The sequence below is a fragment of the Citrobacter sp. 21OH12SH02A-Citro genome (assembly GCF_027919895.1).
In the GTDB taxonomy this organism is placed as follows: Bacteria; Pseudomonadota; Gammaproteobacteria; order Enterobacterales; family Enterobacteriaceae; genus Citrobacter; species Citrobacter braakii.
Map to the genome: position 1 here is coordinate 1,626,802 of NZ_CP114801.1, position 25,711 is coordinate 1,652,512.

The 25,711-nt window shown below is 54.3% G+C and carries 27 protein-coding genes and 1 tRNA gene; 20 read left to right on the forward strand and 8 right to left on the reverse strand.

What is annotated here, in order from left to right:
- The first annotated feature begins 52 nt into the window (after positions 1–52).
- Positions 53–1,714 (forward strand): malate dehydrogenase (quinone), encoded by a 1,662-nt coding sequence (gene mqo / locus O6D90_RS07750; RefSeq protein WP_016153779.1) that lies wholly within the window; start codon positions 53–55, stop codon positions 1,712–1,714.
- A 47-nt stretch (positions 1,715–1,761) separates the two neighbouring features.
- Here mqo and eco read toward each other — a convergent pair whose 3' ends face one another.
- Entirely contained in the window at positions 1,762–2,259 is a 498-nt protein-coding gene (gene eco, locus O6D90_RS07755) for a serine protease inhibitor ecotin (protein WP_029139607.1), read from the reverse strand.
- A 413-nt stretch (positions 2,260–2,672) separates the two neighbouring features.
- Here eco and napF point away from each other — a divergent pair, with 413 nt between their 5' ends.
- From napF to O6D90_RS07830, 15 genes are all read left to right on the forward strand, one after another.
- A complete protein-coding gene (gene napF / locus O6D90_RS07760) occupies positions 2,673–3,164 on the forward strand; it encodes a ferredoxin-type protein NapF (RefSeq protein ID WP_016157008.1) in 492 nt (163 codons plus the stop codon).
- A complete protein-coding gene (napD, locus tag O6D90_RS07765; protein WP_016153776.1) occupies positions 3,154–3,417 on the forward strand; it encodes a chaperone NapD in 264 nt (87 codons plus the stop codon). Before napF ends, napD begins: the two co-directional genes overlap by 11 nt.
- Entirely contained in the window at positions 3,414–5,900 is a 2,487-nt protein-coding gene (gene napA / locus O6D90_RS07770; protein ID WP_016157007.1) for a nitrate reductase catalytic subunit NapA, read from the forward strand. Before napD ends, napA begins: the two co-directional genes overlap by 4 nt.
- A gap of 6 nt (positions 5,901–5,906) precedes the next feature.
- Entirely contained in the window at positions 5,907–6,602 is a 696-nt protein-coding gene (napG, locus tag O6D90_RS07775) for a ferredoxin-type protein NapG (RefSeq protein WP_016153774.1), read from the forward strand.
- Entirely contained in the window at positions 6,589–7,452 is an 864-nt protein-coding gene (napH, locus tag O6D90_RS07780; protein ID WP_016157006.1) for a quinol dehydrogenase ferredoxin subunit NapH, read from the forward strand. The genes napG and napH overlap by 14 nt, the downstream gene beginning before the upstream one ends.
- Positions 7,449–7,898 carry a nitrate reductase cytochrome c-type subunit gene (gene napB / locus O6D90_RS07785; RefSeq protein ID WP_016153772.1) on the forward strand — a complete coding sequence of 150 codons (450 nt, stop codon included), beginning with the start codon at positions 7,449–7,451 and terminating at the stop codon, positions 7,896–7,898. Before napH ends, napB begins: the two co-directional genes overlap by 4 nt.
- Positions 7,899–7,907: 9 nt before the next feature.
- On the forward strand, positions 7,908–8,510 hold the full coding sequence (gene napC / locus O6D90_RS07790; protein WP_016157005.1) for a cytochrome c-type protein NapC: 603 nt from the start codon (positions 7,908–7,910) through the stop codon (positions 8,508–8,510).
- Between the two features lie 20 nt (positions 8,511–8,530).
- A complete protein-coding gene (gene ccmA, locus O6D90_RS07795) occupies positions 8,531–9,151 on the forward strand; it encodes a cytochrome c biogenesis heme-transporting ATPase CcmA (protein WP_016153771.1) in 621 nt (206 codons plus the stop codon).
- Positions 9,148–9,807: a heme exporter protein CcmB gene (ccmB, locus tag O6D90_RS07800; RefSeq protein ID WP_003027542.1), complete on the forward strand. Its 660-nt coding sequence runs from the start codon at positions 9,148–9,150 to the stop codon at positions 9,805–9,807. The genes ccmA and ccmB overlap by 4 nt, the downstream gene beginning before the upstream one ends.
- A gap of 76 nt (positions 9,808–9,883) precedes the next feature.
- Positions 9,884–10,621, forward strand: a complete 738-nt coding sequence (locus O6D90_RS07805) for a heme ABC transporter permease (protein ID WP_016153769.1) — start codon at positions 9,884–9,886, stop codon at positions 10,619–10,621.
- On the forward strand, positions 10,618–10,830 hold the full coding sequence (gene ccmD, locus O6D90_RS07810; protein WP_016157004.1) for a heme exporter protein CcmD: 213 nt from the start codon (positions 10,618–10,620) through the stop codon (positions 10,828–10,830). The genes O6D90_RS07805 and ccmD overlap by 4 nt, the downstream gene beginning before the upstream one ends.
- Positions 10,827–11,306 carry a cytochrome c maturation protein CcmE gene (gene ccmE, locus O6D90_RS07815; RefSeq protein WP_016153767.1) on the forward strand — a complete coding sequence of 160 codons (480 nt, stop codon included), beginning with the start codon at positions 10,827–10,829 and terminating at the stop codon, positions 11,304–11,306. The genes ccmD and ccmE overlap by 4 nt, the downstream gene beginning before the upstream one ends.
- Positions 11,303–13,258: a heme lyase CcmF/NrfE family subunit gene (locus tag O6D90_RS07820; RefSeq protein WP_016153766.1), complete on the forward strand. Its 1,956-nt coding sequence runs from the start codon at positions 11,303–11,305 to the stop codon at positions 13,256–13,258. Before ccmE ends, O6D90_RS07820 begins: the two co-directional genes overlap by 4 nt.
- A complete protein-coding gene (gene dsbE, locus O6D90_RS07825) occupies positions 13,255–13,812 on the forward strand; it encodes a thiol:disulfide interchange protein DsbE (protein ID WP_003834613.1) in 558 nt (185 codons plus the stop codon). Before O6D90_RS07820 ends, dsbE begins: the two co-directional genes overlap by 4 nt.
- Entirely contained in the window at positions 13,809–14,858 is a 1,050-nt protein-coding gene (locus O6D90_RS07830; RefSeq protein ID WP_016157003.1) for a cytochrome c-type biogenesis protein CcmH, read from the forward strand. Before dsbE ends, O6D90_RS07830 begins: the two co-directional genes overlap by 4 nt.
- Before the next feature lie 59 nt (positions 14,859–14,917).
- Here the strand turns inward: O6D90_RS07830 and narP are convergent, their stop codons facing one another.
- The 4 genes from narP to O6D90_RS07850 form a co-directional block, all read right to left on the reverse strand.
- Positions 14,918–15,565 carry a nitrate/nitrite response regulator protein NarP gene (narP, locus tag O6D90_RS07835; protein WP_016153764.1) on the reverse strand — a complete coding sequence of 216 codons (648 nt, stop codon included), beginning with the start codon at positions 15,563–15,565 and terminating at the stop codon, positions 14,918–14,920.
- 207 nt (positions 15,566–15,772) lie between these two features.
- Positions 15,773–15,849: transfer RNA gene (locus O6D90_RS07840), tRNA-Pro, on the reverse strand.
- Positions 15,850–15,923: 74 nt separating this feature from the next.
- Positions 15,924–17,684: an LPS biosynthesis-modulating metalloenzyme YejM gene (yejM, locus tag O6D90_RS07845; RefSeq protein WP_016153760.1), complete on the reverse strand. Its 1,761-nt coding sequence runs from the start codon at positions 17,682–17,684 to the stop codon at positions 15,924–15,926.
- A gap of 31 nt (positions 17,685–17,715) precedes the next feature.
- A complete protein-coding gene (locus O6D90_RS07850; protein ID WP_003027506.1) occupies positions 17,716–17,943 on the reverse strand; it encodes a YejL family protein in 228 nt (75 codons plus the stop codon).
- Positions 17,944–18,077: 134 nt separating this feature from the next.
- Here O6D90_RS07850 and yejK point away from each other — a divergent pair, with 134 nt between their 5' ends.
- Positions 18,078–19,085: a nucleoid-associated protein YejK gene (gene yejK / locus O6D90_RS07855; protein ID WP_016157002.1), complete on the forward strand. Its 1,008-nt coding sequence runs from the start codon at positions 18,078–18,080 to the stop codon at positions 19,083–19,085.
- A 120-nt stretch (positions 19,086–19,205) separates the two neighbouring features.
- Here the strand turns inward: yejK and rplY are convergent, their stop codons facing one another.
- On the reverse strand, positions 19,206–19,490 hold the full coding sequence (gene rplY, locus O6D90_RS07860; RefSeq protein ID WP_016153758.1) for a 50S ribosomal protein L25: 285 nt from the start codon (positions 19,488–19,490) through the stop codon (positions 19,206–19,208).
- Between the two features lie 124 nt (positions 19,491–19,614).
- On the reverse strand, positions 19,615–21,375 hold the full coding sequence (locus tag O6D90_RS07865; RefSeq protein WP_032931694.1) for a DEAD/DEAH box helicase: 1,761 nt from the start codon (positions 21,373–21,375) through the stop codon (positions 19,615–19,617).
- 150 nt (positions 21,376–21,525) lie between these two features.
- On the opposite strand from O6D90_RS07865, the gene rsuA reads away from it, so the two are divergent.
- The 3 genes from rsuA (at position 21,526) to O6D90_RS07880 (ending at position 24,117) form a co-directional block, all read left to right on the forward strand.
- The gene (gene rsuA, locus O6D90_RS07870; protein ID WP_016153756.1) at positions 21,526–22,233 is read left to right on the forward strand and encodes a 16S rRNA pseudouridine(516) synthase RsuA; all 708 of its coding nucleotides are present in this window, start codon (positions 21,526–21,528) and stop codon (positions 22,231–22,233) included.
- A 15-nt stretch (positions 22,234–22,248) separates the two neighbouring features.
- Positions 22,249–23,439, forward strand: a complete 1,191-nt coding sequence (locus O6D90_RS07875) for a Bcr/CflA family multidrug efflux MFS transporter (RefSeq protein WP_016157000.1) — start codon at positions 22,249–22,251, stop codon at positions 23,437–23,439.
- A 333-nt stretch (positions 23,440–23,772) separates the two neighbouring features.
- On the forward strand, positions 23,773–24,117 hold the full coding sequence (locus O6D90_RS07880) for a YejG family protein (RefSeq protein ID WP_029139605.1): 345 nt from the start codon (positions 23,773–23,775) through the stop codon (positions 24,115–24,117).
- A 3-nt stretch (positions 24,118–24,120) separates the two neighbouring features.
- Here the strand turns inward: O6D90_RS07880 and yejF are convergent, their stop codons facing one another.
- Positions 24,121–25,710: a microcin C ABC transporter ATP-binding protein YejF gene (gene yejF, locus O6D90_RS07885; protein WP_016156999.1), complete on the reverse strand. Its 1,590-nt coding sequence runs from the start codon at positions 25,708–25,710 to the stop codon at positions 24,121–24,123.
- Position 25,711: the final 1 nt, after the last annotated feature.

A 25,711-nucleotide genomic window follows, 5' to 3' on the forward strand; every position in this document is an offset into this window, starting at 1 on the left:
TTCACCTGCATTAAAAGCAAAAAAGCGATACTAAAAGTAAGGCATTAACATTATGAAAAAAGTGACTGCCATGCTCTTCACCATGGCCGTTGGGCTGAATGTTGTCTCGATGGCGGCAAAAGCGAAAGCGGCGGAAGAGCAGGAAACGGATGTACTGTTGATTGGCGGCGGCATCATGAGCGCCACGCTGGGAACCTATTTACAGGAGCTGGAACCGCAATGGTCAATGACCATGGTTGAGCGACTGGATGGTGTAGCGCAGGAAAGCTCAAACGGCTGGAATAACGCCGGAACAGGCCACTCCGCACTGATGGAGCTGAACTACACGCCTAAAAAGGCCGACGGTAGCATCAGCATTGAAAAGGCAGTCGAAATCAACGAAGCCTTCCAGATCTCCCGCCAGTTTTGGGCCTATCAGGTCAATAATGGCGTAATGCATGAACCACGCTCATTTATCACCACCGTTCCGCACATGAGTTTTGTCTGGGGTGACGAGAACGTGAACTTCCTGCGTGCCCGTTACACCGCACTGCAGCAGAGCACGTTATTCCGTGGCATGCGTTATTCCGAAGATCACGCGCAGATTAAAGAGTGGGCGCCGCTGGTCATGGAAGGCCGCGATCCGAAGCAGAAAGTCGCGGCAACGCGTACCGAGATTGGTACTGACGTAAACTACGGCGAAATCACGCGCCAGCTGATTGCCTCGTTGCAGAAAAAGCCCAACTTTGCGCTGCAGCTGAGTACCGAAGTGCGTGGCTTTAAACGCAATGCCGACAATAGCTGGACCGTCACGGTCGCCGATCTGAAAAATAACGAAGCGGAACACGATATCAAGGCGAAGTTTGTCTTTATCGGTGCCGGTGGCGCTGCGCTGAAGCTGTTGCAGGAAACCGACATTCCTGAAGCGAAAGGTTATGCCGGATTCCCGGTTGGCGGGCAGTTCCTGGTTGCGGATAATCCGGACGTGGTGAATCGCCACCTGGCGAAAGTGTACGGTCAGGCCTCCGTTGGCGCGCCGCCGATGTCCGTGCCGCACATCGATACCCGTATCCTTGATGGCAAACGCGTCGTACTGTTTGGGCCATTCGCGACATTCTCCACCAAGTTCCTGAAAAACGGTTCATTGTGGGATCTGCTCAGCTCGACCACCACCTCGAACTTTATGCCGATGGTCAACGTGGGTCTGGATAACTTCGATCTGGTGAAATATCTGGTAAGCCAGGTGATGCTCAGCGATGACGACCGTTTTGCCGCGCTGCAAGAGTACTATCCGCAGGCGAAAAAAGAAGACTGGCGTTTATGGCAGGCGGGCCAGCGTGTGCAGATCATTAAAAGTGATGCGGAGAAAGGCGGTGTACTGCGTCTGGGTACCGAAGTCGTCAGCGATAAAGAGGGCACCATTGCCGCGCTGCTGGGCGCTTCTCCGGGTGCATCAACCGCGGCGCCGATTATGCTGCATCTGATGGAAAAAGTGTTTAAAGATAAAGTGGCCAGCCCTGAATGGCAGGCGAAACTGAAAACCATTATTCCGTCTTATGGTACCAAGCTGAACGGTAACGTTGAAGCTACGGAACAAGAGCTGCAATACACCAGTGATGTTCTGGGGCTGAAATATGACAAGCCGCAGGCTGCTGATGAAGCGCCGAAACCTCAGCTGAAACCTCAGGCGCAACCGCAGCCTGAGCAGAAAGCTGTAGCGGATATCGCACTGTAAATAAAATGCCGGATAAGGCGGTACGCCGCCCTCCGGCACATTCTCACTTATCGTGCGACTGCGTCCTGAATCTTCTCTTCCGCTTTCCAGATACGGTATTTCACTTCCACGTTCTCCGGCGTATAGACCACAATCGGTAACTTGCTGTTGTAGCGCAGCATGCCGTCATCACCCAGATACGCGGTAATAAATTTCTTCTCTTTCTTACCGTCCGGGCAGGCCATCATGGTTGAAACCGGAGACGTCACTTTGTCGAAGACATAGTAGTCATATCCCCAACCTTCCAGCGTTTTGCTGTCCAGTTCTCCGCCCAGGCGGTGTTGGTTGCAGTCAACTTCCAGCGTTTGTCCGATCAGCAGTTCTACTTTCAGAGTAGATTCATCTTTCTCAGGAGTAAGCTGGATAACCTGGCGCTTCATACCCTTTTCCGCCTTAGGATAAGGGGCGACTTTTTCCAGCGGCTGAGCGCCGGCATCGTTACTGGCAGCCCATGCAGAGGCGCTGGCAAAGGCGGCGAAAAGTACGGCAGGGACAATTGTTTTCATCTTATTGTTCACAGTGTTTCCTTTCTTCTGTCTTATGAACGAGTCTGGGGCAGGTTAACATATTTACATAATCGATTAATCTGGATTTACTTATATTTTAAGTGTATTTGGTAGAGGTCTGCTTTCAGGGTAGCGATATATTCTAAGAATAATCTTAATTATAAGATCATTCTCTTTTTGAGTTGTTCGTTATATACAGTGTTATATAACTCATTGAAATGTGAGCAAAAGCGCATTTTTTCCCGCCAACTCAACACTCCTTTGATCCGGCAACAGCATTTACCCCGATTGGGGTATGCACCTCTAACACATCCTGAAATATCTTACGACTAAAAATAACTACTCATAAATAGTGCAGTTTTTTATGGCGTTCAACCCACCAGCGGAGGGCGTCATTATGGAAGGACAATGTCATGGTTGATTTATCCCGTCGAGGCATGTTGACAGGCAGTTGGCGAAACGCCAACTCAGGGATCCGTCCGCCCTGGAGCAAGGAAGACTCTCACTTTCTGGCCCATTGCCTTCGTTGTGACGCCTGCATCCAGGCGTGTGAAACCGACATCCTGCAGCGAGGCCAGGGCGGTTACCCGAGCGTAAATTTCAAACACGGCGAGTGTAGCTTTTGCTATGCCTGCGCAGAGGCCTGTTCTGAATCCCTTTTTCTTCCGCGCCACACCAGGGCATGGGATCTGAATTTTACGATTGGGGAAAACTGTCTCGCACATCAGTCCGTTGAATGTCATCGCTGTCAGGATAGCTGTGAACCCATGGCCATAACCTTTCGTCCCACGCTGTCCGGCATTTATCAGCCGCAGCTCGACAATCAGGACTGTAACGGATGTGGCGCATGTGTCGCTATCTGCCCGGTATCAGCCATTAACGCGGAGTACAACCATGGACAATAACTGGCAGGTCTGCAGCCTGGTCGTTCAGGCCAAAAGTCAGCATATCAATGATATCGCCACGCAGTTGCGTTCGTTCCCAGGTTGCGAAGTTGCACTCAGCGATGTGGAAAGCGGTCAACTGATCGTGGTGGTGGAAGCTGAGCACAGCGAAACGTTAATGAAAACTATTGAGTCAGTGCGCAACGTTGCGGGCGTGCTGGCGGTGTCGCTGGTTTATCACCAGCAGGATGAGCAAGGTGAGGAAACACCATGAAACTCAGTCGTCGTAGCTTTATGAAAGCTAACGCCGTTGCGGCCGCTGCGGCGGCTGCCGGGTTAAGCGTGCCGGGCGTAGCCCGTGCGGTAGTCGGTCAGCAAGAAGCCATCAAATGGGACAAAGCCCCGTGCCGTTTTTGCGGGACGGGCTGTGGCGTATTGGTCGGGACGCAGCAAGGGCGTGTTGTAGCATGCCAGGGCGATCCGGATGCGCCGGTTAACCGTGGGCTTAACTGCATCAAAGGTTACTTCCTGCCGAAAATCATGTACGGAAAAGACCGTTTAACGCAGCCGATGCTGCGCATGAAGGACGGTAAGTATCACAAAGAAGGCGAGTTCACCCCGATTAGCTGGGACCAGGCCTTTGACGTGATGGAAGAGAAATTCAAAACGTCCCTGAAAGAGAAAGGCCCGGAGTCTATCGGTATGTTCGGCTCGGGTCAGTGGACGATTTGGGAAGGTTATGCCGCTGCCAAATTGTTTAAAGCGGGTTTCCGTTCGAATAACATCGACCCGAACGCGCGTCACTGCATGGCATCAGCGGTCGTCGGCTTTATGCGTACCTTCGGTATGGATGAACCGATGGGCTGCTATGACGATATCGAGCATGCAGATGCTTTCGTCCTGTGGGGCGCGAATATGGCGGAGATGCACCCGATCCTGTGGTCGCGCATCACCAACCGTCGTCTGTCCGATCCCAATGTTAATGTCGCGGTGCTCTCCACCTTCCAGCACCGCAGCTTTGAGCTGGCGGATAACGGCATGGTCTTCACGCCGCAAACCGATCTGGTGATCCTCAACTACATCGCTAACTACATCATTCAAAACAATGCGATCAACCAGGATTTCTTTAGCAAGCACGTTAATCTGCGTAAAGGCGTGACGGACATCGGCTACGGTCTGCGTCCAACCCATCCGCTGGAAAAAGCGGCGAAAAACCCGGGATCCGATGCCTCTGAGCCGATGAGCTTTGAGGCTTACAAAGCCTTTGTTGCCGAGTACACGCTGGATAAAACCGCCGAAATGACCGGCGTACCGAAAGATCAGCTGGAACAGCTGGCGCAGCTGTATGCCGATCCGAAGAAAAAAGTCATCTCCTACTGGACGATGGGCTTCAACCAGCATACCCGCGGCGTGTGGGCCAACAACCTGGTCTATAACCTGCACCTGTTGACCGGTAAAATCTCCCAGCCAGGCTGCGGTCCGTTCTCTTTGACCGGTCAGCCTTCCGCCTGCGGTACCGCGCGTGAAGTCGGTACGTTCTCCCACCGTCTGCCTGCGGACATGGTGGTTACGAACGAAAAACACCGCGATATCTGCGAGAAGCACTGGAATATTCCGGCGGGGACCATTCCGGCAAAAATCGGTCTGCATGCCGTGGCGCAAGACCGTGCGCTGAAAGATGGCAAGCTCAATGTCTACTGGGCGATGTGTACCAACAACATGCAGGCCGGTCCGAACATCAACGAAGAGCGTATGCCGGGCTGGCGCGATCCGCGCAACTTCATCATCGTCTCCGATCCGTACCCGACGGTCAGCGCTCTGTCGGCCGACCTGATCCTGCCGACCGCGATGTGGGTAGAGAAAGAAGGTGCTTACGGTAACGCGGAACGTCGTACACAGTTCTGGCGTCAGCAGATTAAAGCGCCGGGTGAATCGAAATCGGATCTGTGGCAACTGGTGCAGTTCTCTCGTCGCTTCAAAACAGAAGAAGTGTGGCCGGAAGCGCTGTTGGCACAGAAACCGGAACTGCGCGGCAAAACGCTGTATGACGTACTGTTTGCCACGCCTGCAGTGACGAAATTCCCGGTGGCTGAACTGGCTGAAGATCAGCTGAACGATGAATCCCGCGAGCTGGGTTTCTATCTGCAAAAAGGGCTGTTCGAAGAGTACGCCTGGTTTGGTCGCGGTCACGGGCATGACCTTGCGCCATTTGACGATTACCACAAAGCGCGCGGTTTACGCTGGCCGGTCGTTGAGGGCAAAGAGACCCAGTGGCGCTACAGCGAAGGCAACGACCCTTACGTGAAAGCGGGTGAAAGCTACAAGTTCTACGGTAAGCCGGACGGCAAAGCGGTCATCTTCGCGCTGCCATTTGAACCTGCCGCAGAAGCGCCGGATAAAGAGTACGACCTGTGGCTGTCTACCGGACGTGTGCTGGAGCACTGGCATACCGGCAGCATGACGCGTCGCGTACCTGAGCTGCACCGTGCTTTCCCGGAAGCTGTGCTGTTTATCCATCCGCTGGATGCAAAAGCACGCGATCTGCGCCGTGGCGACAAAGTCAAAGTGGTTTCCCGTCGTGGTGAAGTTATCTCGATAGTTGAAACGCGCGGGCGTAACCGTCCACCGCAGGGGCTGGTCTACATGCCGTTCTTCGACGCCGCACAGCTGGTGAACAACCTGACGCTGGATGCGACGGATCCGCTCTCCAAAGAGACGGATTTCAAGAAGTGCGCTGTGAAACTGGCGAAGGTGTAACGCGTTATGTCCCGGTCAGCAAAACCCCAAAATGGCCGCCGCCGCTTTCTGCGCGATATGGTTCGCGCAGCGGGCGGACTGGCCGTCGTTGGCGTGGCGCTGGGGTTGCAACAGCAAACCGCACGTGCAACCGGCGTGCGGCTACGCCCGCCAGGCGCACTGAGCGAGGAGGCATTCGCCAGTGCCTGCGTGCGCTGTGGTCAGTGCGTTCAGGCCTGCCCGTATGACACGCTGAAGCTGGCGACGCTGGCCTCAGGGCTGGCTGCCGGTACGCCGTATTTTGTCGCGCGTGATATTCCCTGCGAAATGTGTGAAGACATTCCATGCGCCAAAGTTTGCCCCAGCGGTGCGTTGGACAGGGACATTGAATCTATTGACGATTCACGCATGGGGCTGGCGGTACTGCTGGATCACGAAAACTGCCTCAACTATCAGGGATTACGCTGCGACGTTTGCTATCGCGAATGCCCGAAAATCGATGAGGCTATCACCCTGGAGCTGGACCGCAACATGCGTACCGGCAAGCATGCGCGGTTTATTCCGACCGTACACAGCGACGCCTGTACCGGCTGCGGGAAATGCGAAAAAGTCTGCGTCCTGGAGCAGCCAGCAATAAAAGTGCTGCCCCTGTCGCTGGCGAAAGGGGAGTTAGGACACCATTACCGCTTCGGTTGGCTGGAGGGGAACAATGGCAAATCGTAAACGTGACGCCGGGCGTGAAGCGCAGGTAAAAAAAGGATGGTGGAAGAGTCATCGCTGGCTGGTGCTGCGTCGTCTGAGCCAGTTTCTGATACTGGCGATGTTCCTTAGCGGCCCGTGGCTTGGCGTCTGGATCCTGCATGGCAATTACAGTAGCAGCCTGTTGCTGGACTCCATCCCGTTCACCGATCCGCTGATTACCCTGCAAAGCCTGGCCAGCGGACACCTGCCGGCGACGGTTGCGTTAACGGGGGCGGTCATCATCACGGTGCTGTATGCCCTGGCGGGTAAGCGACTGTTTTGCAGTTGGGTTTGTCCCATGAACCCTGTCACCGATTTAGCCAGTTGGTTGCGCAGAAGGTTTGACCTGAATCAGTCTGCAACCCTGCCGCGCCATATACGGTACGTCCTGCTGGTGGTTATCCTGGTCGGTTCCGCGCTGACCGGTACGCTGCTGTGGGAGTGGATAAATCCAGTCTCTCTGCTCGGACGGAGCCTGGTCATGGGATTTGGCAGCGGGGCGCTGCTGATCCTCGCGCTGTTTTTATTTGATCTACTGGTCGTTGAGCATGGCTGGTGCGGGCATCTTTGCCCACTGGGTGCGCTGTATAGCGTGGTGGGGAGTAAAGGTGCATTAACCGTTTCGGCAAAAGAACGTAACAGATGTAACCGCTGTATGGATTGTTTTCATGTTTGCCCGGAACCGCATGTGCTACGTGCGCCGGTGCTGGATGAGCAAAGTCCGGTGCAGGTAACCAGCCGCGATTGCATGGCCTGCGGTCGCTGTGTGGATGTCTGTTCTGAGGATGTTTTTACAATAACAACACGATGGAGTTCGGGAGCGAAATCATGAAAAGCCATGACCTGATTAAAGCGCTGAGTCAATGGACGGCTGCGCTGGCCCTGGTAGTCAGTGGGGCCGTTTGGGCTGCAAACGGAGTGGATCTGAGTCAGTCACCGGAAGTCTCAGGGACACAAGAAGGGGCGATTCGCATGCCGAAAGAGCAAGTGCGTATGCCGCTGAACTATGTGAATCAGCCGCCGATGGTTCCGCACAGCGTTGAAGGGTATCAGGTGACGACTAACACTAACCGCTGCCTGCAATGTCACGGTGTGGAAAGCTATCGCACCACCGGTGCGCCGCGCATCAGTCCGACGCACTTTATGGACAGCGACGGTAAGGTATTGGCTGAAGTCGCGCCGCGTCGTTATTTCTGCCTGCAATGTCACGTTCCGCAGGCTGACGCCGCGCCGATTGTTGAAAATACCTTCACCCCCTCGAAAGGTTACGGGAAATAAGAGGTCATTATGGAAAATTCTAACCGTAAACTAGGCTGGATTAAGCGCGTCTGGCAATGGTGGCGTCGCCCCAGCCGTCTGGCGCTCGGCACGCTGTTGTTAATCGGCTTTGTGGGCGGCATTATTTTCTGGGGCGGCTTTAATACCGGTATGGAAAAGGCCAATACAGAAGAGTTCTGCATTAGCTGTCACGAAATGCGCAATACGGTGTACCAGGAATACATGGAAACCGTACACTACAACAACCGTAGTGGTGTGCGAGCGACTTGCCCTGATTGCCACGTCCCACATGAGTGGGGTCCGAAAATGATTCGTAAGATCAAGGCCAGTAAAGAGCTGTACGCGAAAGCACTGGGGCTGATAGATACACCGCAGAAATTTGAAGACCATCGTTTAACGATGGCGCAAAATGAGTGGCGGCGTATGAAAGATAACAATTCGCAAGAGTGTCGAAACTGTCACAACTTCGAGTTTATGGATTTAACCGCCCAGAAAGGCGTTGCGGCCAAAATGCACGACCAGGCCGTGAAAGACGGGCAAACCTGTATTGACTGTCATAAAGGGATAGCGCACAAACTGCCTGATATGCGCGAAGTCAAACCGGGATTTTAACAGGATGTAGATAACCAGGTATGCTTGAAGCCAGAGAATTACTTTGCGAGCGGGATGACAGAATACTGTTCAGCGATTTGTCATTTCGCGTCAACGCAGGGGAATGGGTACAAATTACCGGCAGCAACGGCGCAGGGAAAACCACTTTGCTGCGGTTACTTACCGGGCTGGCGCGTCCCGACGCAGGGGAAGTTTGCTGGCAAGAGCAACCGCTGCATCACGTGCGGGACAGCTACCATCAACAACTGCTGTGGATCGGACATCAGCCGGGGATAAAAACCCGGCTTTCGGCGTTGGAAAACCTGCGTTTCTTCCACCATGACGGCGACGTCGCACAGTGTCTGGCTGCGCTGGCGCAGGCGGGGCTTGCCGGATATGAAGATATCCCGGTGAATCAACTCTCCGCCGGACAACAGCGGCGCGTGGCGCTGGCCCGTTTGTGGCTGACCCGCGCCCGGCTGTGGATCCTCGACGAACCCTTTACCGCCATTGATGTGAACGGCGTTGAGCGACTGACTCAGCGTATGGCGCAGCATACGGAGCAGGGCGGTATTGTTATTCTCACCACCCACCAACCGCTCAATGTAGAGACCGATAAAGTGCGACGTATTGCGCTGACCAGCGAGAGGGCAACGCAATGATGTGGCGAATCTTCCGTTTAGAACTACGAGTTGCGTTTCGTCATAGTGCGGAAATCGCCAATCCTTTATGGTTCTTCCTGATTGTTATTACGCTGTTCCCGCTGAGCATTGGGCCGGAGCCGCAACTGCTGGCGCGTATTGCACCGGGCATCATCTGGGTTGCGGCGTTGCTGGCGTCGTTGCTGGCGCTGGAGCGCCTGTTTCGTGATGATCTGCAGGACGGCAGCCTTGAGCAACTGATGCTGCTGCCGCTGCCGCTGCCGGCAGTGGTGCTGGCGAAAGTGATGGCGCACTGGGTCGTGACCGGCCTGCCGCTGCTGATCCTCTCGCCGCTGGTGGCGTTGCTGCTGGGCATGGATATGTACGGCTGGAAAATTATGGCGCTGACCTTGTTACTCGGGACGCCGACGCTGGGCTTCCTCGGCGCGCCGGGCGTGGGGTTGACGGTGGGCTTAAAGCGTGGCGGCGTGCTGTTAAGCGTGCTGGTACTCCCGCTCACCATACCCTTATTGATTTTTGCGACCGCGGCGATGGATGCGGCTTCCATGCACTTACCGGTTGAAGGGTACATGGCGATTCTGGGCGCGTTGCTGGTCGGCAGCGCCACGCTAAGCCCGTTTGCCACAGCTGCGGCGTTACGGATAAGCGTGCAGTAGCGCAGTTGAGATATGCAGGCCGGGCAAGGTGCTCCGGCACAATGGATATTAATTTACGGAGTCTGGTGACTGAACTATGTGGAAAACACTTCATCAATTGGCGATGCCTCCTCGGCTCTATCAGATCTGCGGCTGGTTTATCCCGTGGCTGGCGATTGCCAGCGCGGTGGTACTGATAACCGGGTTGATCTGGGGCTTTGGCTTCGCGCCTGCGGATTATCAGCAGGGGCAGAGCTATCGCATTATTTATCTGCACGTTCCGGCGGCAATCTGGTCGATGGGTATTTATGCATCGATGGCCGTTGCCGCGTTTATTGGCCTGGTCTGGCAGATGAAAATGGCCAATCTGGCGCTGGCCGCGATGGCGCCCATTGGTGCCGTGTTTACCTTTATTGCGCTGGTGACGGGCTCTGCATGGGGCAAACCGATGTGGGGCACCTGGTGGGTCTGGGATGCCCGACTCACCTCTGAACTGGTGCTGCTGTTTCTCTACGTTGGCGCCATTGCGCTGTGGCATGCCTTTGACGACCGCCGTCTGGCTGGTCGCGCTGCCGGCATTCTGGTGCTGATTGGCGTGGTCAACTTGCCGATTATTCACTACTCGGTCGAGTGGTGGAATACGCTGCATCAGGGGTCGACTCGTATGCAGCAGAGTATCGATCCGGCAATGCGCGCGCCGCTGCGTCTGGCGATCGTCGGCTACCTGTTACTGTTTGTCACGCTGGCGCTGATGCGCATGCGTAACCTGATTTTGATGATGGAAAAACGCCGCCCGTGGGTGAGCGAACTGATCTTAAAAAGAGGCCGCCAATGACCCCTGCATTTGCATCATGGAGTGATTTTTTCGCGATGGGCGGTTACGCCTTGTATGTCTGGCTGGCTGTGGCGATGAGCGTTATCCCGCTGGTGGCGCTGGTGCTGCATTCTGCGTTACAGCATCGTGCAATCTTACGCGGTGTCGCGCAGCAGCGGGCGAGAGAAGCGCGCATGCGTGCGGCGCAAGTGCAACGGGAGGCGGCGTGAATATTCGACGTAAAAATCGGTTATGGATAGCCTGCGCGGTCCTGGCAGGTCTGGCTTTGACCATTTCGCTGGTGCTCTACGCGCTGCGTTCCAATATCGACCTGTTCTATACGCCGGGAGAAATACTCTACGGTAAGCGCGAAACGCAGCAAATGCCTGAAGTCGGCCAGCGCCTGCGCGTGGGCGGTATGGTTATGCCTGGCAGCGTAAAGCGCGATCCGCAGTCGCTGAAGGTGAATTTCAGCATCTATGACGCCGAAGGTGTGGTGGATGTCACCTATGAAGGCATTCTGCCGGATCTGTTCCGCGAAGGGCAGGGCGTCGTCGTTCAGGGCGAACTGGACGGGGGAAATCATGTGCAGGCCAAAGAAGTGCTTGCTAAACATGATGAAAATTACACCCCGCCGGAAGTCGAAAAAGCGATGCAGGAAAACCACCGTCGCCCGGAAAGTGTTTATAAGGATAAAACGTCATGATGCCTGAAATTGGCAATGCGCTGTTGTGCCTTGCGCTTGGCGTTGCATTACTGCTGTCGGTCTATCCGCTGTGGGGCGTAGCGCGCGGCGACGTGCGGATGATGGCCTCCGCGCGTCCCTTTGCCTGGGTACTGTTTATCTGTGTGATGGGGGCGTTCCTGATTCTGGTCAACGCCTTCGTGGTTAATGACTTTACCGTGACCTACGTCGCCAGCAACTCCAACACCCAGCTTCCGGTCTGGTACCGGGTGGCGGCGACGTGGGGGGCGCATGAAGGCTCGTTGCTGCTGTGGGTGCTGCTGATGAGCGGCTGGACGTTCGCCGTTGCGGCGTTCAGCCAGCGCATGCCGCTGGATATCGTCGCCCGCGTGCTGGCGGTCATGGGAATGGTCAGCGTCGGTTTCCTGCTATTTATTCTGTTTACCTCCAACCCGTTTGCCCGCACGTTGCCGAACTTCCCGATTGAAGGACGTGACCTGAACCCGCTGTTGCAGGATCCGGGGCTGATTTTCCATCCGCCGCTGCTGTACATGGGGTATGTCGGCTTCTCGGTTGCCTTTGCGTTTGCGATTGCTGCGCTGATGAGCGGACGACTGGACAGCACATTCGCCCGTTTTTCGCGTCCGTGGACGCTGGCGGCGTGGGTGTTTCTGACGCTGGGCATTGTGCTCGGTTCGGCCTGGGCCTATTACGAGCTGGGCTGGGGCGGCTGGTGGTTCTGGGATCCGGTTGAAAACGCCTCGTTTATGCCATGGCTGGTGGGAACGGCGCTGATGCACTCGTTGTCGGTAACCGAGCAGCGCGCCAGCTTTAAAGCCTGGACGCTGCTGCTGTCAATCTGCGCATTCTCACTTTGTCTGTTAGGTACTTTCCTGGTGCGCTCCGGCGTACTGGTGTCGGTGCATGCTTTCGCCTCCGATCCGTCGCGCGGGATGTTTATTCTGGCCTTTATGGTGCTGGTAATTGGCGGCTCTCTGCTGCTGTTTGCGGTGCGCGGTCACAAGGTTCGCTCACGGGTAAACAACGCGCTGTGGTCGCGTGAATCGCTGCTGCTGGGGAATAACGTCCTGCTGATTGCCGCCATGCTGGTGGTGCTACTGGGCACGCTGCTGCCGCTGGTGCACAAACAGCTGGGGCTGGGCAGCATTTCGATTGGCGAGCCGTTTTTCAACACCATGTTCACCTGGCTGATGGCGCCGTTCGCACTGTTGTTGGGGATTGGGCCATTAGTGCGCTGGGGCCGTGACCGACCGCGTAAACTGAAAACGTTATTGCTTATCGCGTTTGTCACCACCCTTGTTCTGTCGCTGCTGCTGCCGTGGCTGCTTGAGGATCGCATTGCCGCCATGACAGTGGTGGGGCTGGCGATGGCGTGCTGGATATTCGTACTGGCGATGTCCGAAGCGTTCCTGCGTATTTCCCGTGGGACAAAGCTGACGCCAAGCTACTGGGGCATGGTATCGGGTCACGTTGGGCTGGCGATTACCATTGTTGGTATTGCCTTTAGCCAGAACTACAGCGTTGAACGCGATGTGCGCATGAAAGCGGGTGATAGCGTTAGTATCCATAACTATCAGTTCACTTTCCGCGAAGTGAAAGATATTACCGGGCCAAACTACCGGGGCGGCGTTGCCATTATTGGCGTTACCCGAGACGGTAAGCCGGAAGCCACGCTGCATGCGGAAAAACGCTTCTATAACAGCACCAGTTCGATGATGACCGAAGCGGCAATTGACGGCGGATTCACGCGCGATCTGTACGCTGCGCTGGGTGAAGAACTGGATAATGGCGCATGGGCTGTACGCCTGTACTACAAACCGTTTATTCGCTGGATTTGGGCCGGAGGATTGCTGATGGCGCTGGGCGGGTTGTTCTGCCTGTTTGATCCACGCTATCGCCAGCGGACGCGTCCTCGCGCCGCGGTGCAAAAAAATGCGTCGGAGGCTGTATGAAGCGCAACGCACTGTTAATTCCGTTTATTATTTTTCTCATCATTGCGGCGGCGCTGTTGTGGCAGCTCGCGCGTAACGCTCAGGGGGACGATCCCACTAATCTGGAATCGGCGCTGATCGGCAAACCTGTTCCGACATTCCGCCTGGAGTCACTGGAAAATCCGGGTCAGCACTATCAGGCCGATGTGCTGACGCAGGGCAAACCGGTATTGCTGAACGTCTGGGCGACCTGGTGCCCGACCTGTCGCGCCGAGCATCAGTATCTGAATCAGCTGTCTGCGCAAGGCGTGCGGGTAGTGGGTCTGAACTATAAAGATGATCGTCAGAAAGCCATTGTCTGGCTGAAAGAGCTGGGTAATCCTTACTCATTAAGTCTGTTTGACGGCGACGGTATGCTCGGTCTGGATCTTGGCGTGTACGGTGCTCCTGAGACGTTCCTAATCGACGGCAAAGGCATTATTCGCTATCGCCATGCCGGCGATCTGAACGCCCGGGTGTGGGAGAGCGAGATCAAACCGTTATGGGACAAGTACAGTAAGGAGGCTGCGCAATGAGATTTTTACTGGGCCTGCTAATGCTGGTTATCTCGGGATCTGCGCTTGCGACTATCGACGTGATGCAGTTTAAGGACGAAGCGCAGGAGCAGCAGTTCCGCCAGCTTACTGAACAACTGCGTTGTCCTAAATGCCAGAACAACAGCATTGCCGATTCTAACTCGATGATTGCCACCGACCTGCGTCAGAAAGTGTACGAACTGATGCAGGAAGGAAAAAGCCAGAAAGAAATTGTCGATTACATGGTGGCGCGCTACGGCAACTTCGTCACTTACGATCCGCCGTTAACGCCGCTCACCGTGCTGCTGTGGGTGATGCCGGTGGTAGCGATTGGTCTGGGGGGCTGGATTATTTTCGCCCGTACTCGCCGACGCGTTCGGGTGAAACAGGAAGAGTTTCCTGACGATGTTATTCCGAATGGCAAGCGCGGTGGATTCGGGTTGTTTGTGCCTGGTATCGTGGTGGCGCTGGTGGTTGGCGCAGTAAGCTATTACCAAACCGGCAGCTATAAGCAGGTTCAGGTCTGGCAGCAGGCCACCGCTCAGGCTCCGGCGCTGCTGGAGCGGGCGTTGGATCCGAAAGCGGAGCCGCTCAATGAAGAAGATATGGCGCGTCTGGCGCTGGGGCTGCGCACACGTTTACAAGCCGATCCCGCAAATGTTGAAGGCTGGATCATGCTTGGACGCATTGGCATGGTTCTCGGTAACGCCAGTACGGCCACTGAAGCCTATGCCAATGCCTATCGACTGGATCCTAAAAACAGCGATGCGGCGCTGGGCTATGCGGAAGCGCTGACCCGTTCTTCCGATCCTGATGATAACCGTCGGGGAGGGGAGCTGTTACGCCAACTGGTGCGTGGCGAACATGCCAACGTGCGAGTTCTCAGCATGTACGCTTTCAACGCCTTTGAACAGCAGCGCTTCGGCGAGGCGGTTGCGGCGTGGGAGATTATGCTGAAACTATTACCTGCCAACGATACCCGTCGGGCGGTAATAGAACGGAGCATTAAGCAGGCGATGGAGCAGCTAACGCCGCAGGAGAAATAAGTATCCAGAATAGCCCCGATAGCGCTTCGCATATCGGGGCTATCCGGCCTCTTCATGGATTACTGCATTCCACGCGTTTGTAAAAACAGGATAGTGGCAGCAACGCGAGAGCGCACATTGAGTTTGCGCAGCAGGTTGCGAATATGCACTTTCACGGTCTGTTCGGAAATATTCAGCACTGACGCAATCTGTTTGTTCGACAGCCCCTGAGCCAGTTCATGCAATACATCCAGTTCACGTTCGGTGAGAATGCTGAAGGGATCTTCTTGTGCGCCGAACAGATCGCGTTCGCGCAGATATTCGCTGACGCGTGTGCTAAAAGCTTTACCGCCTTTGGCGCCACTGCGAATGGCCTCCAGCAAGACTTCAGGATCGCTGTCTTTGAGTAAATAACCATCCGCGCCGGCATCAATTAAGGCGTACACATCGCTGGCTGCATCCGAGACGGTAAGAATAATAATTTGCGCGGTGACGCCATCCCGGCGCAGCGCGTTCAGGGTGTCCAGTCCGCTCATGCCTTTCATATTGAGATCCAGCAGGATCACATCCAGGTCCAGACGGTTAGCCAGATCGATAGCGCTGGCACCGTCACCTGCTTCCGCGACTACGTTAAATGCGGGATCCAGTTGCAATAATTGACTAATTCCTCGCCGCATTAGTGGGTGGTCGTCGACAATCAGCACCCGAAAAGGCGTTGCTTCAGGCATACTATTCTCCTGAGTTTTTATTAGTATCATTATTGTTTTCAGCGCATCACTCGTCTAGTTTCATCGCGCTGATGAGAGGGTAAATTTTACCCCAATTTGTGCATGGGTAAGTAGTAAAACCTGTGCTAAAGGCCGGGGTAATAATAAGGAACGTGGAATCGCGGGCATAAAAAAACCAACCATGAAGGTTGGTTTTTCTGGGATTTTTGGTCGGCACGAGAGGATTTGAACCTCCGACCCCCGACACCCCATGACGGTGCGCTACCAGGCTGCGCTACGTGCCGACGCTATGGCTGCTAATACTACTGCTTTCCGCTGCGAATGCAAGGGGAAGCATCGCTAAGTGATTTATAATTAATCAGTTAGCAATAAATCGTTTCTCATCCGTCAGAACCTGTAGCAGCAGGCTTAGCTGCGGTTTCTGATCTTTTATTTTTTCGCCGCGTAAATCATAGGTCTGATAATTACCGTTGTTGTTCAGCACCAGCGTCATCTCTGGCGTGGTAACGGCCATCGTGCTGCCGTCGGCGGCGGTAACCCAGTAATGGCGGCGGTTTGCATTGAACAGATCCTGCCCCTGCGAGTATTCGTTAGCAGGCGTGCTGACGTGCAGCAGGCGCTGCATGAGCGTTGTCATCAGGTCTGTATGATCGGTCAGGCTATTGATGCGTTGGGCAGGCGTTCCCGGCCAGTGAATAACCAGCGGAACCTGCAGATGACCGCGCGACCAGGCAAAATTGTTCTCTTCCTGAGTCAGCGGCACGCCCCGACCTGCGGTAATAATCACCACCGTGTTGTTCAGTTTACCGGAGTCGCGCAGGGCACTAAGAATACGGTTAATATTGGCATCCACATCCTGAGCGGCGCTGGCATAGCGTTTGGCAAAGTTCTTCTGGTTGCTGTTATCAAGGTTCGTCCCGTTAAAGGAGACCCACGAGAACCAGCGGTTATCTTCCTGCGCGTAGCGTCCCAGCCAGTTAATCCACTGGCTTGCGGTTTGTTCGTCAGATTGCGTTTGTACGCTTGGCATGGAGAAGTCTGACAGCAGCGCCTGGCGATACAGCGGGCTGGTAAAGCCATCCGAGGAGAATAGCCCTAACTGGTAACCCTGCTGGTTCAGTGCAGTAATCAGCGCCGCAGGCGTACGGGTCGACAAAATGCCGTCCATGTAGCTTGGCGAGACACCATAGAACAGGCCAAAGATGCCGTTATCCGTGGTGTTGCCTGAGCTCATGTGACGCGTAAACGAGATATTCTGCCCGGCGAATTCAGCCAGCGCAGGCATCTGTTTTTCAAAGCGTGAGTAGTTCAGACCGTCGACGGTAATCAGCAGCACGTTCTGACCGGTGCCCATATCGCGATAGCGCAGTTCGCTGAGCGGGTACTGCACGGAAACCGCTTCCGGATTGCCCTGTTCGATCAGGCGTCGCTGATACTCTTGCGCATCCAGCAGGCCATGTTTTTCCAGGAATTTACGTGCCGTCATCGGGTAGGAGAGCGGCAGATTCGCACGCTGCATGGTAATCGGGCGATAGAAATTGGCATCCGCCCAGATATACACCACGTGCGAGGCGATAAAGGAAACGAAGAAGAATGCTGCTAACGGTTTGGCAAAATGGCGACGACGCGTCAGGCTGCGCAGCTTTTGCCAACTCCAGGTCGCAAACAGCATTTCAATTAACAGAATAACCGGTACGCTGATAAACATCAGCTGCCAGTCACGCGCCGCTTCATTCTGGTCTGGGTTGATGACCAGTTCCCAGACGATCGGATTGAGATGCAGGTGGAAGCGGGTGAAAACTTCGCTGTCGATTAGCAACAGCGTCATGCCAGCCGTCGCCAGAATAGCTGATAAGAATCGCATCAGCCTCTGGGACATGACGATAAACGTCAGGGGAAACAGGATCAGCAGATAGGTGGCGAACACCAGAAAGCTAAAATGCCCGACAACGCTCAGGTAGGAATAAACACGACCTGCAAGGGTTGTCGGCCAGTCGGCGACAAACAGGTAACGGCTACCGAGCACCATGGCCAACAGAATGTTGAACAAGGCAAACCAGTGCCCCCAGCTAACCATCTGGGAGACTTTCTCACGGTAGCGTTGACGATGAGTTACCATAAACTGTTGTTCGTTTCCCCGGAGCAGGCTCTTAATGCGCTTGGTCGTCGTTTACCGAAGACTGCAATGCGCGGGCAAAAGAGTTGGCAATCGCCTGGCGCTGGGCCGGTGCGATGCTTGTATTGATAAGGTTAGTCACCATATTTCCCAGTACCATCAGGGAAAGGTCGGTCGGCGCCTTATGTTTTTCCAGTACGTTGAGCATCTCATTCAGCAGTTGTTCAACGTGTTCGTCACTATAGCGGGAAATTTGTGGCATAAATCGAAATCAGTCTGTTCATGAAAGGGCAACATATTACCGTACAGACAGTTTTTTTTCTGCTTTTTTATCTTCTATTGCGTCACTGCCCGGCAGGTGGTTGAATACCGCCCGGTCTAAAAGGAGAGTTTATCATGAGTCTGGATATCAACCAGATTGCCCTGCACCAGCTTATCAAACGTGACGAGCAGAACCTTGAGCTGGTCTTGCGCGATTCATTACTGGAACCGACAGCGACCGTTGTCGATATGATGGCTGAGTTGCATCGGGTATACAGCGCCAAGAATAAAGCTTATGGCCTGTTTAGCGCAGAGAGTGAACTGGCGCAAACGCTGCGTTTACAGCGTCAGGGCGAAGAGGATTTTCTGGCCTTTAGTCGTGCAGCGACAGGGCGCTTGCGGGACGAACTGGCGAAATATCCTTTTGCCGATGGCGGCATTGTCCTGTTCTGCCATTACCGCTATCTGGCGGTAGAGTATCTGCTGGTCGCCGTGCTGAACAATTTAAGCAGTATGCGCGTCAATGAAAATCTGGATATCAACCCGACACACTATCTGGATATCAATCATGCGGATATCGTGGCGCGTATTGATTTAACCGAGTGGGAAACCAACCCGGAGTCCACGCGCTATCTGACGTTCCTGAAAGGGCGGGTAGGGCGCAAAGTCGCCGATTTCTTTATGGACTTCCTGGGCGCCAGCGAGGGGCTTAACGCCAAAGCGCAAAACCGCGGCCTGTTGCAGGCGGTCGATGACTTTACCGCCGAGGCGCAACTCGATAAAGCTGAACGCCAGAACGTGCGTCAGCAGGTGTACAGCTACTGCAACGAGCAACTGCAGGCCGGTGAAGAGATCGAGTTGGAGTCGCTGTCCAAAGAGCTTTCCGGCGTCAGTGAAGTCAGCTTCAGCGAATTTACCGCTGATAAAGGCTACGAACTGGAAGAGAGCTTCCCGGCAGATCGCAGCACGCTGCGCCAGTTAACCAAATTTGCCGGAAGCGGCGGCGGGTTAACCATCAACTTCGACGCCATGTTATTGGGTGAGCGTATTTTCTGGGATCCAGCCACAGATACTTTGACCATCAAAGGTACGCCGCCGAACCTGCGCGATCAGCTACAGCGTCGTACCTCGGGCGGGAAATAAAGCCGTTTGCCGGATGGGGGCGTTAACGCCTTATCCGGCTTGCGTGATTCATCTTTACCGCCAACAAAATCCCATAAAAAAACCCCGCCGAGGCGGGGTTTTTCTTCAACTTGTAGGCGATTACGCGCGAACGAAGTCGATGTGTGCCAGCTTCGGCTTGAACGGGTGACGCTGTACAGCCTGAGCTTTAACTTTCACTTCTTTACCGTCAACAACGATGGTCAGAACTTCGCTGTAGAATTCAGCTTTAGCTTGCATGTTCATAACTGCATCGTGATCCAGTTCGATAGCAACCGGGGCTTCTGCGCCACCATAGATGATTGCCGGGAACTTGTTAGCGGCACGCAGGCGGCGGCTCGCACCCTTACCCTGCTCTTTACGTACTTCAGCGTTGATAGTAAACATTTAAATCTCTCTTTTATAATTCCTGCTACAGGCGACCCAGCAACAGGTAAGTGATCTGCTTTGCGTATGCAAAAGCGGGCGAGATTCTATACTTAAACGGCTGGTACATCAATCAAAAGTACGATTAACCGCGTAATTCATGTGCCCGACGATAGCGTCCTTCATAATCGAAGACCTTTTCACGGACCTGCCAGTACTGACCTTTCATGCGCGCCACCACGAAATCAGGATGACGTAACAGCGCCTGCTGGGCGAGGATATCGGCGGCGGTTATCCAGCGTAAGGGAATGCCGGGCGTTCGGGTGTGCGGGCGAATAAACAGTTGCTCGAAAGCCGTACGTTGCGCGGGAGTATGCAGGCGAAAGCGTTCGCTAACGTCGGCACCATCTTCATCGTAATAGGTGATTTTTAGCCATTCGCCTTTTTCATCCTGGCCGTTTTGTAACACCATGCCGCTACAGCGCAGGACCAGCGCATCTTTGAGCCTGAGCGCGGCTTTCAGCATGTCATCCGGGTCAACCAGCACCGTGTCGCACTCCCGACAACGGCGGGCGGCGATATCATTTTCCGCGTTGCATTGTGGGCAGTTTTTAAAACGAAAACGAAAATCGCACTGTTCGCGATGGCCGTCATCATCTTCAAACCACCCCTGACAGCGGCGACCAAAGTGTTCAATCAGCGTGCCGTCTGCCGTTGTTTTGCCCCAGAAGGTGTTTGCAAACCCGCAGGCGGGACAGAACACCTGCACCGGAACGTTATCGCTTTTTCCTTTCGGCGCCCCCACTTCCGGCGCGTAAAGATCGTGCGGGTTACCGGCATAATCGAGGATCAGACAGTCGGTTTTACCCGGCGCCAGGCGCAGGCCGCGACCGACAATTTGTTGGTAAAGGCTAACTGACTCCGTCGGGCGCAGAATGGCGATAAGGTCGACGTGCGGGGCATCGAAGCCAGTGGTCAGGACCGACACATTCACCAGATAGCGAAAGCGCTGGGCTTTGAACTCTTCAATCAGCACATCACGCTCAGCGCCAGGCGTGTCTCCGGTGATTAGCGCGGCATCGTCAGCAGGCAGCAGGCCCAGAATTTCTTTGGCGTGCTCCACTGTGGCGGCGAAAATCATCACCCCTTTGCGCGTCTGGGCAAACTCGACAATCTGGCTGATGATATGCGGCGTTATTCGCTGCTGCTTTTTCAGTTCCTGATTCAGATCCGTTTCGCTAAACAGGCCGTTACTCTGCGCCTGCAGGCGGCTGAAGTCATACTGCACTACCGGCATGTCGAGGCGTTCTGGCGGCGTCAGGTAGCCGTGTTTAATCATGTAACGCAACGGTAATTCATAAATGCAGTCACGAAACAGCGCTTTTTCATCGCCGCGCACCATACCGTGATAATGAAAGTGATAAATCCAGCCTTTGCCCAAACGAAAAGGAGTGGCAGTAAGCCCGAGCAGGCGTAAGTGGGGATTTACTTTGGTCAGGTGAGTGAGGATTTGCTGATACTGACTCTCGTCATCATCACCAATACGGTGACATTCATCGACGATAAGCAGCGAGAATTCTCCCTGAAAGGCGTCAAGATTACGCGCTACCGACTGTACGCTGCCAAATACCACTTTCCCGTGGCTCTCTTTACGCTTCAGACCTGCGGCAAAAATATCGGCTTCCAGCCCCAGCGCGCGATATTTGGCATGGTTTTGCGCGACCAGTTCTTTAACGTGCGCCAGTATCAGCACGCGACCACGCGCCACGCGGGCCAGTTCAGCAATCACCAGGCTTTTTCCCGCACCGGTTGGCAGGACGATAACCGCTGGCGTGCGATGGTGGCGGAAATGGTTGAGCGTGGCATCCACGGCTTCTTTTTGGTACGGGCGAAGAGTAAAAATCATGGGCTCATTAAGGTAAGCAGCAACAATGTATAGTATGCCATGAATCATTTCCCTTGAGGGATGGTGTAACGCCGCTATACTGGGCGGATAATCGTCCCACTTTTCGGGCGCAATCCCGCTTCTTGTTTTTTACAGGCAAAAATCACACTCATGCGACTTGATAAATTTATCGCTCAGCAACTCGGCGTCAGCCGCGCTATTGCCGGGCGTGAGATCCGTGCTAACCGCGTTACCGTCGACGGTGAAATCGTCAAAAACAGTGCCTTTAAGCTGCTGCCAGAACACGACGTAGAATATGACGGCAATTCCCTGATTCAACAAAATGGCCCGCGCTATTTTATGCTGAATAAACCTCAGGGTTATGTTTGCTCAACGGATGACCCGGATCACCCGACCGTGCTCTATTTCCTTGATGAGCCGGTTGCCTACAAACTGCATGCGGCAGGTCGCCTGGATATCGACACCACCGGACTGGTGCTGATGACCGATGACGGACAGTGGTCGCATCGCATCACTTCGCCACGTCACCATTGTGAGAAAACCTATCTGGTGACGCTGGAGTCGCCGGTGGCAGATGACACCGCCGAACAGTTTGCCCATGGCGTACAACTGCATAATGAGAAAGACCTGACCAAACCGGCCGTGCTGGAGGTTATTACGCCAACTCAGGTGCGATTGACCATCAGCGAAGGGCGCTATCATCAGGTTAAACGTATGTTTGCCGCCGTCGGTAACCACGTTGTGGAACTGCACCGTGAACGGATTGGTGACATCAAGCTTGATGAGGATCTGGAGCCGGGTGAATACCGTCCATTGACCGAAGAAGAAATCGCCAGCGTTAACTTAACCCCGCGTTAATTTCAGGAGCTAAATGTGACCACCCGGCAGAACTCGTCAATTGCCATTGTCTTTATCCTTGGCTTGTTAGCCATGCTGATGCCGTTGTCGATTGATATGTATCTTCCGGCACTACCTGTTATCTCTGAACAGTTTGGTGTGCCTGCAGGTAGCGCGCAGATGACCCTCAGTACCTATATTCTTGGGTTCGCGGTGGGGCAGTTACTCTATGGTCCAATGGCTGACAGCATTGGGCGCAAGCCGGTGATTCTGGGCGGGACGCTGGTGTTTGCGGCGGCGGCAGTTGCCTGTGCGCTGGCACAAACTATCGATCAACTGATCGTGATGCGTTTCTTCCATGGTCTGGCTGCGGCTGCGGCGAGCGTGGTTATCAACGCCCTGATGCGCGATATCTATCCGAAGGAAGAGTTTTCGCGCATGATGTCCTTTGTCATGCTGGTCACGACAATTGCACCCTTACTGGCACCCATCGTGGGCGGCTGGGTATTGGTATGGCTGAGCTGGCACTACATCTTTTGGATCCTCGCCGTGGCGGCTATTCTGGCGTCGGTGATGATCTTTACGCTGATCAAAGAGACCTTGCCGGTTGAGCGCCGCCAGCCGTTTCGCTTGCGTACTACTCTCGGCAACTTTGCCTCGCTGTTTCGCCACAAGCGTGTACTGAGCTATATGCTGGCCAGTGGGTTTAGTTTTGCCGGGATGTTCTCGTTCCTGAGCGCCGGACCTTTTGTTTACATTGAGATTAACCACGTTTCACCGCAGCATTTCGGCTATTACTTCGCGCTGAACATTGTTTTCCTGTTCGTGATGACCATCATCAACAGCCGCTTTGTTCGTCGGGTTGGGGCATTGAATATGTTCCGTGCTGGCCTGTGGATCCAGTTCGTGATGGCGGGCTGGATGGTCTTTAGCGCGCTGTTCGGGGTTGGTTTCTGGGCGCTGGTGGTGGGCGTTGCGGCGTTTGTTGGCTGCGTGTCGATGGTGTCATCCAACGCCATGGCAGTCATTCTGGATGAATTTCCGCATATGGCGGGAACGGCGTCATCGCTGGCAGGGACGTTCCGTTTTGGCATTGGCGCCATCGTTGGGGCGCTGCTGTCACTGGCGACTTTTAACTCGGCCTGGCCGATGATCTGGTCGATAGCGTTTTGCGCTACCTGCTCAATTCTCTTCTATCTCTACGCCAGCCGCGCCAAAAAACGGTGATCTATTACACAACCTGGGGGCGATAGGGCCTCCAGAGTTGATGTACATCAACCGAAAATCTATCAATTTCCCCGCTTATGTTTATTTTATGTAAAATCAATTTATGTAAAAAGTCACATCATTGTAGTTAAAAAGGTTGAGTTAGATCGCAGAAACGAGTACATATAGCGCGGAAATATGCCAGAACCGTTGAATAAATTTAAATATTTGGTTCGGAAAGCAGCATAAAGTCAGGGTGTAAACGTTTACGAACTGTTTAAAGACGTATTGTCAATGATGTGTTAATATTGATGTAAAATAATTGTGAAGTGATTGTACTTCCAGGGAAAGAAAGTGATGACATTACAACTCTCAATCGTTCATCGTCTGCCACAGTGCTATCGTTGGTCGGTGGGTTTCGCAGGTTCAAAGGTTGAACCGATTCCGCAAAACGGTCAGAGCAATGAGAACAGCTTGGTGGCGCTCAAATTGCTTAGCCCTGATGGTGACAGCGCGTGGTCAGTCATGCATAAACTCAGCCAGGCCCTCAGCGACATTGAGGTACCTTGTTCCGTGTTGGAATGCGAAGGGGAGCCGTGCCTGTTTGTGAATCGTCAGGATGAATTTGCCGCGACCTGCAGACTGAAAAATTTCGGCGTGGCCATCGCAGAGCCGTTTTCAAATAACAATCCGTTTTGAGCGTCAGCTTAGCGCGAGCAGCTGACGCGTATATGCCTGCTGTGGCGCATTAAATACGTGCTCGCATTGTCCTTGCTCCACGACCTCTCCCTGCCTTAGCACAATAACCTGATGGCATAACGCGCGTACTACGTGCAAATCATGGCTGATAAAGATATAAGCTAGGCGATGCTTTTCCTGTAAAGACTTTAACAACGTCAGGATTTGCGCCTGTACGGTTCTGTCGAGCGACGATGTTGGTTCATCCAGAATGATCAGGGAAGGCTTGAGAATCAAGGCTCTGGCAATGGCTATGCGTTGACGTTGACCGCCTGAAAACTCCGCCGGGTAACGATGCCGCGTTTCGCTATCCAGTCCCACTTCCGCCATTACCGCTTTCACCTGCGCTTCGCGCTGCTCGGCTGACAGGGTTGGCTGATGAACGCGCAGTCCCTCCTCAATAATCTGTAGCGCGCTCAGGCGCGGGTTCAGCGAGGAGTTGGGATCCTGAAACACGACCTGAATGCGGTGACGTACCGGTAACAGCTGGCGGCGATTTAAGGTATGCAGCGCGAGGCCATCGAACACAATGCTTCCCTGTGAGGTGATTAACCTCAGTAACGCCAGCCCGGTAGTGCTTTTCCCCGATCCTGACTCCCCGACCAGCCCCAGCGTTTCACCGGGTCGGAGGGAAAAACTGACGTTGTTAACCACAACGTTATGGTCCACCACGCGCTTCAGGATACCTTTACGGATGGGGAAGGCAACGCAGAGTTTTTCCACTTCCAGCAATGGCGCTTGCCCGGCAGGTACAGGCACCGGATCGCCGGAAGGTTCGCTGTTTAACAATTTCTGCGTGTAGGGATGCGTTGGCGCAGTGAGCAGCTGTGCTGCTCGATTTTGCTCAACGCACTGGCCGTTTTGCATCACCGCAACGGTATCGGCCAGTTTTTTCACAATGCTGAGGTTGTGGGTGATAAACAGTAATCCCATGTTCAGCTCGCGCTGTAGCTCCCGCAGCAGCTGTAGTATTTGCGCCTGTACGGATACATCCAGCGCGGTGGTCGGTTCATCGGCAATAAGCAGCTCCGGTCGCGTAAGCAGCGCCATGGCGATCATTACGCGCTGGCGTTCGCCGCCGGACAGTTGGTGCGGATAGTCTGCGAGACGTTTGGCCGCCTGACGGATGCCGACCCGATCCAGACAGGTCAGTATTTCTGCCCGCGCGGCCTCCCGACGCATTCCCCGATGCAGCGACAGCACTTCATACAGCTGTTTTTCAAGGTTGTGAAGCGGGTTTAGCGACACCATTGGTTCCTGGAAAATCATGGCGATTTTATTCCCGCGAACGCCGCGAAGCGTCTGCTCATCGGCATGAAGCAATGATTCGCCATGAAAACGGATGTCGCCGGAAAGGTAGACTGCGGGAGGGGTCGGTAATAACCGTAGAATAGAAAGTGCGGTCACGCTTTTACCCGAACCGGACTCGCCCACCAGCGCCAGAGTTTGCCCGGCATCAACCCTCAGTGAGAGGGTATTGACCACGGTGCGCACGGTCTCCTGTTGGCGAAAACCTACCGATAAATTTTCAATAGCTAACAGTGGTTGTGTCATC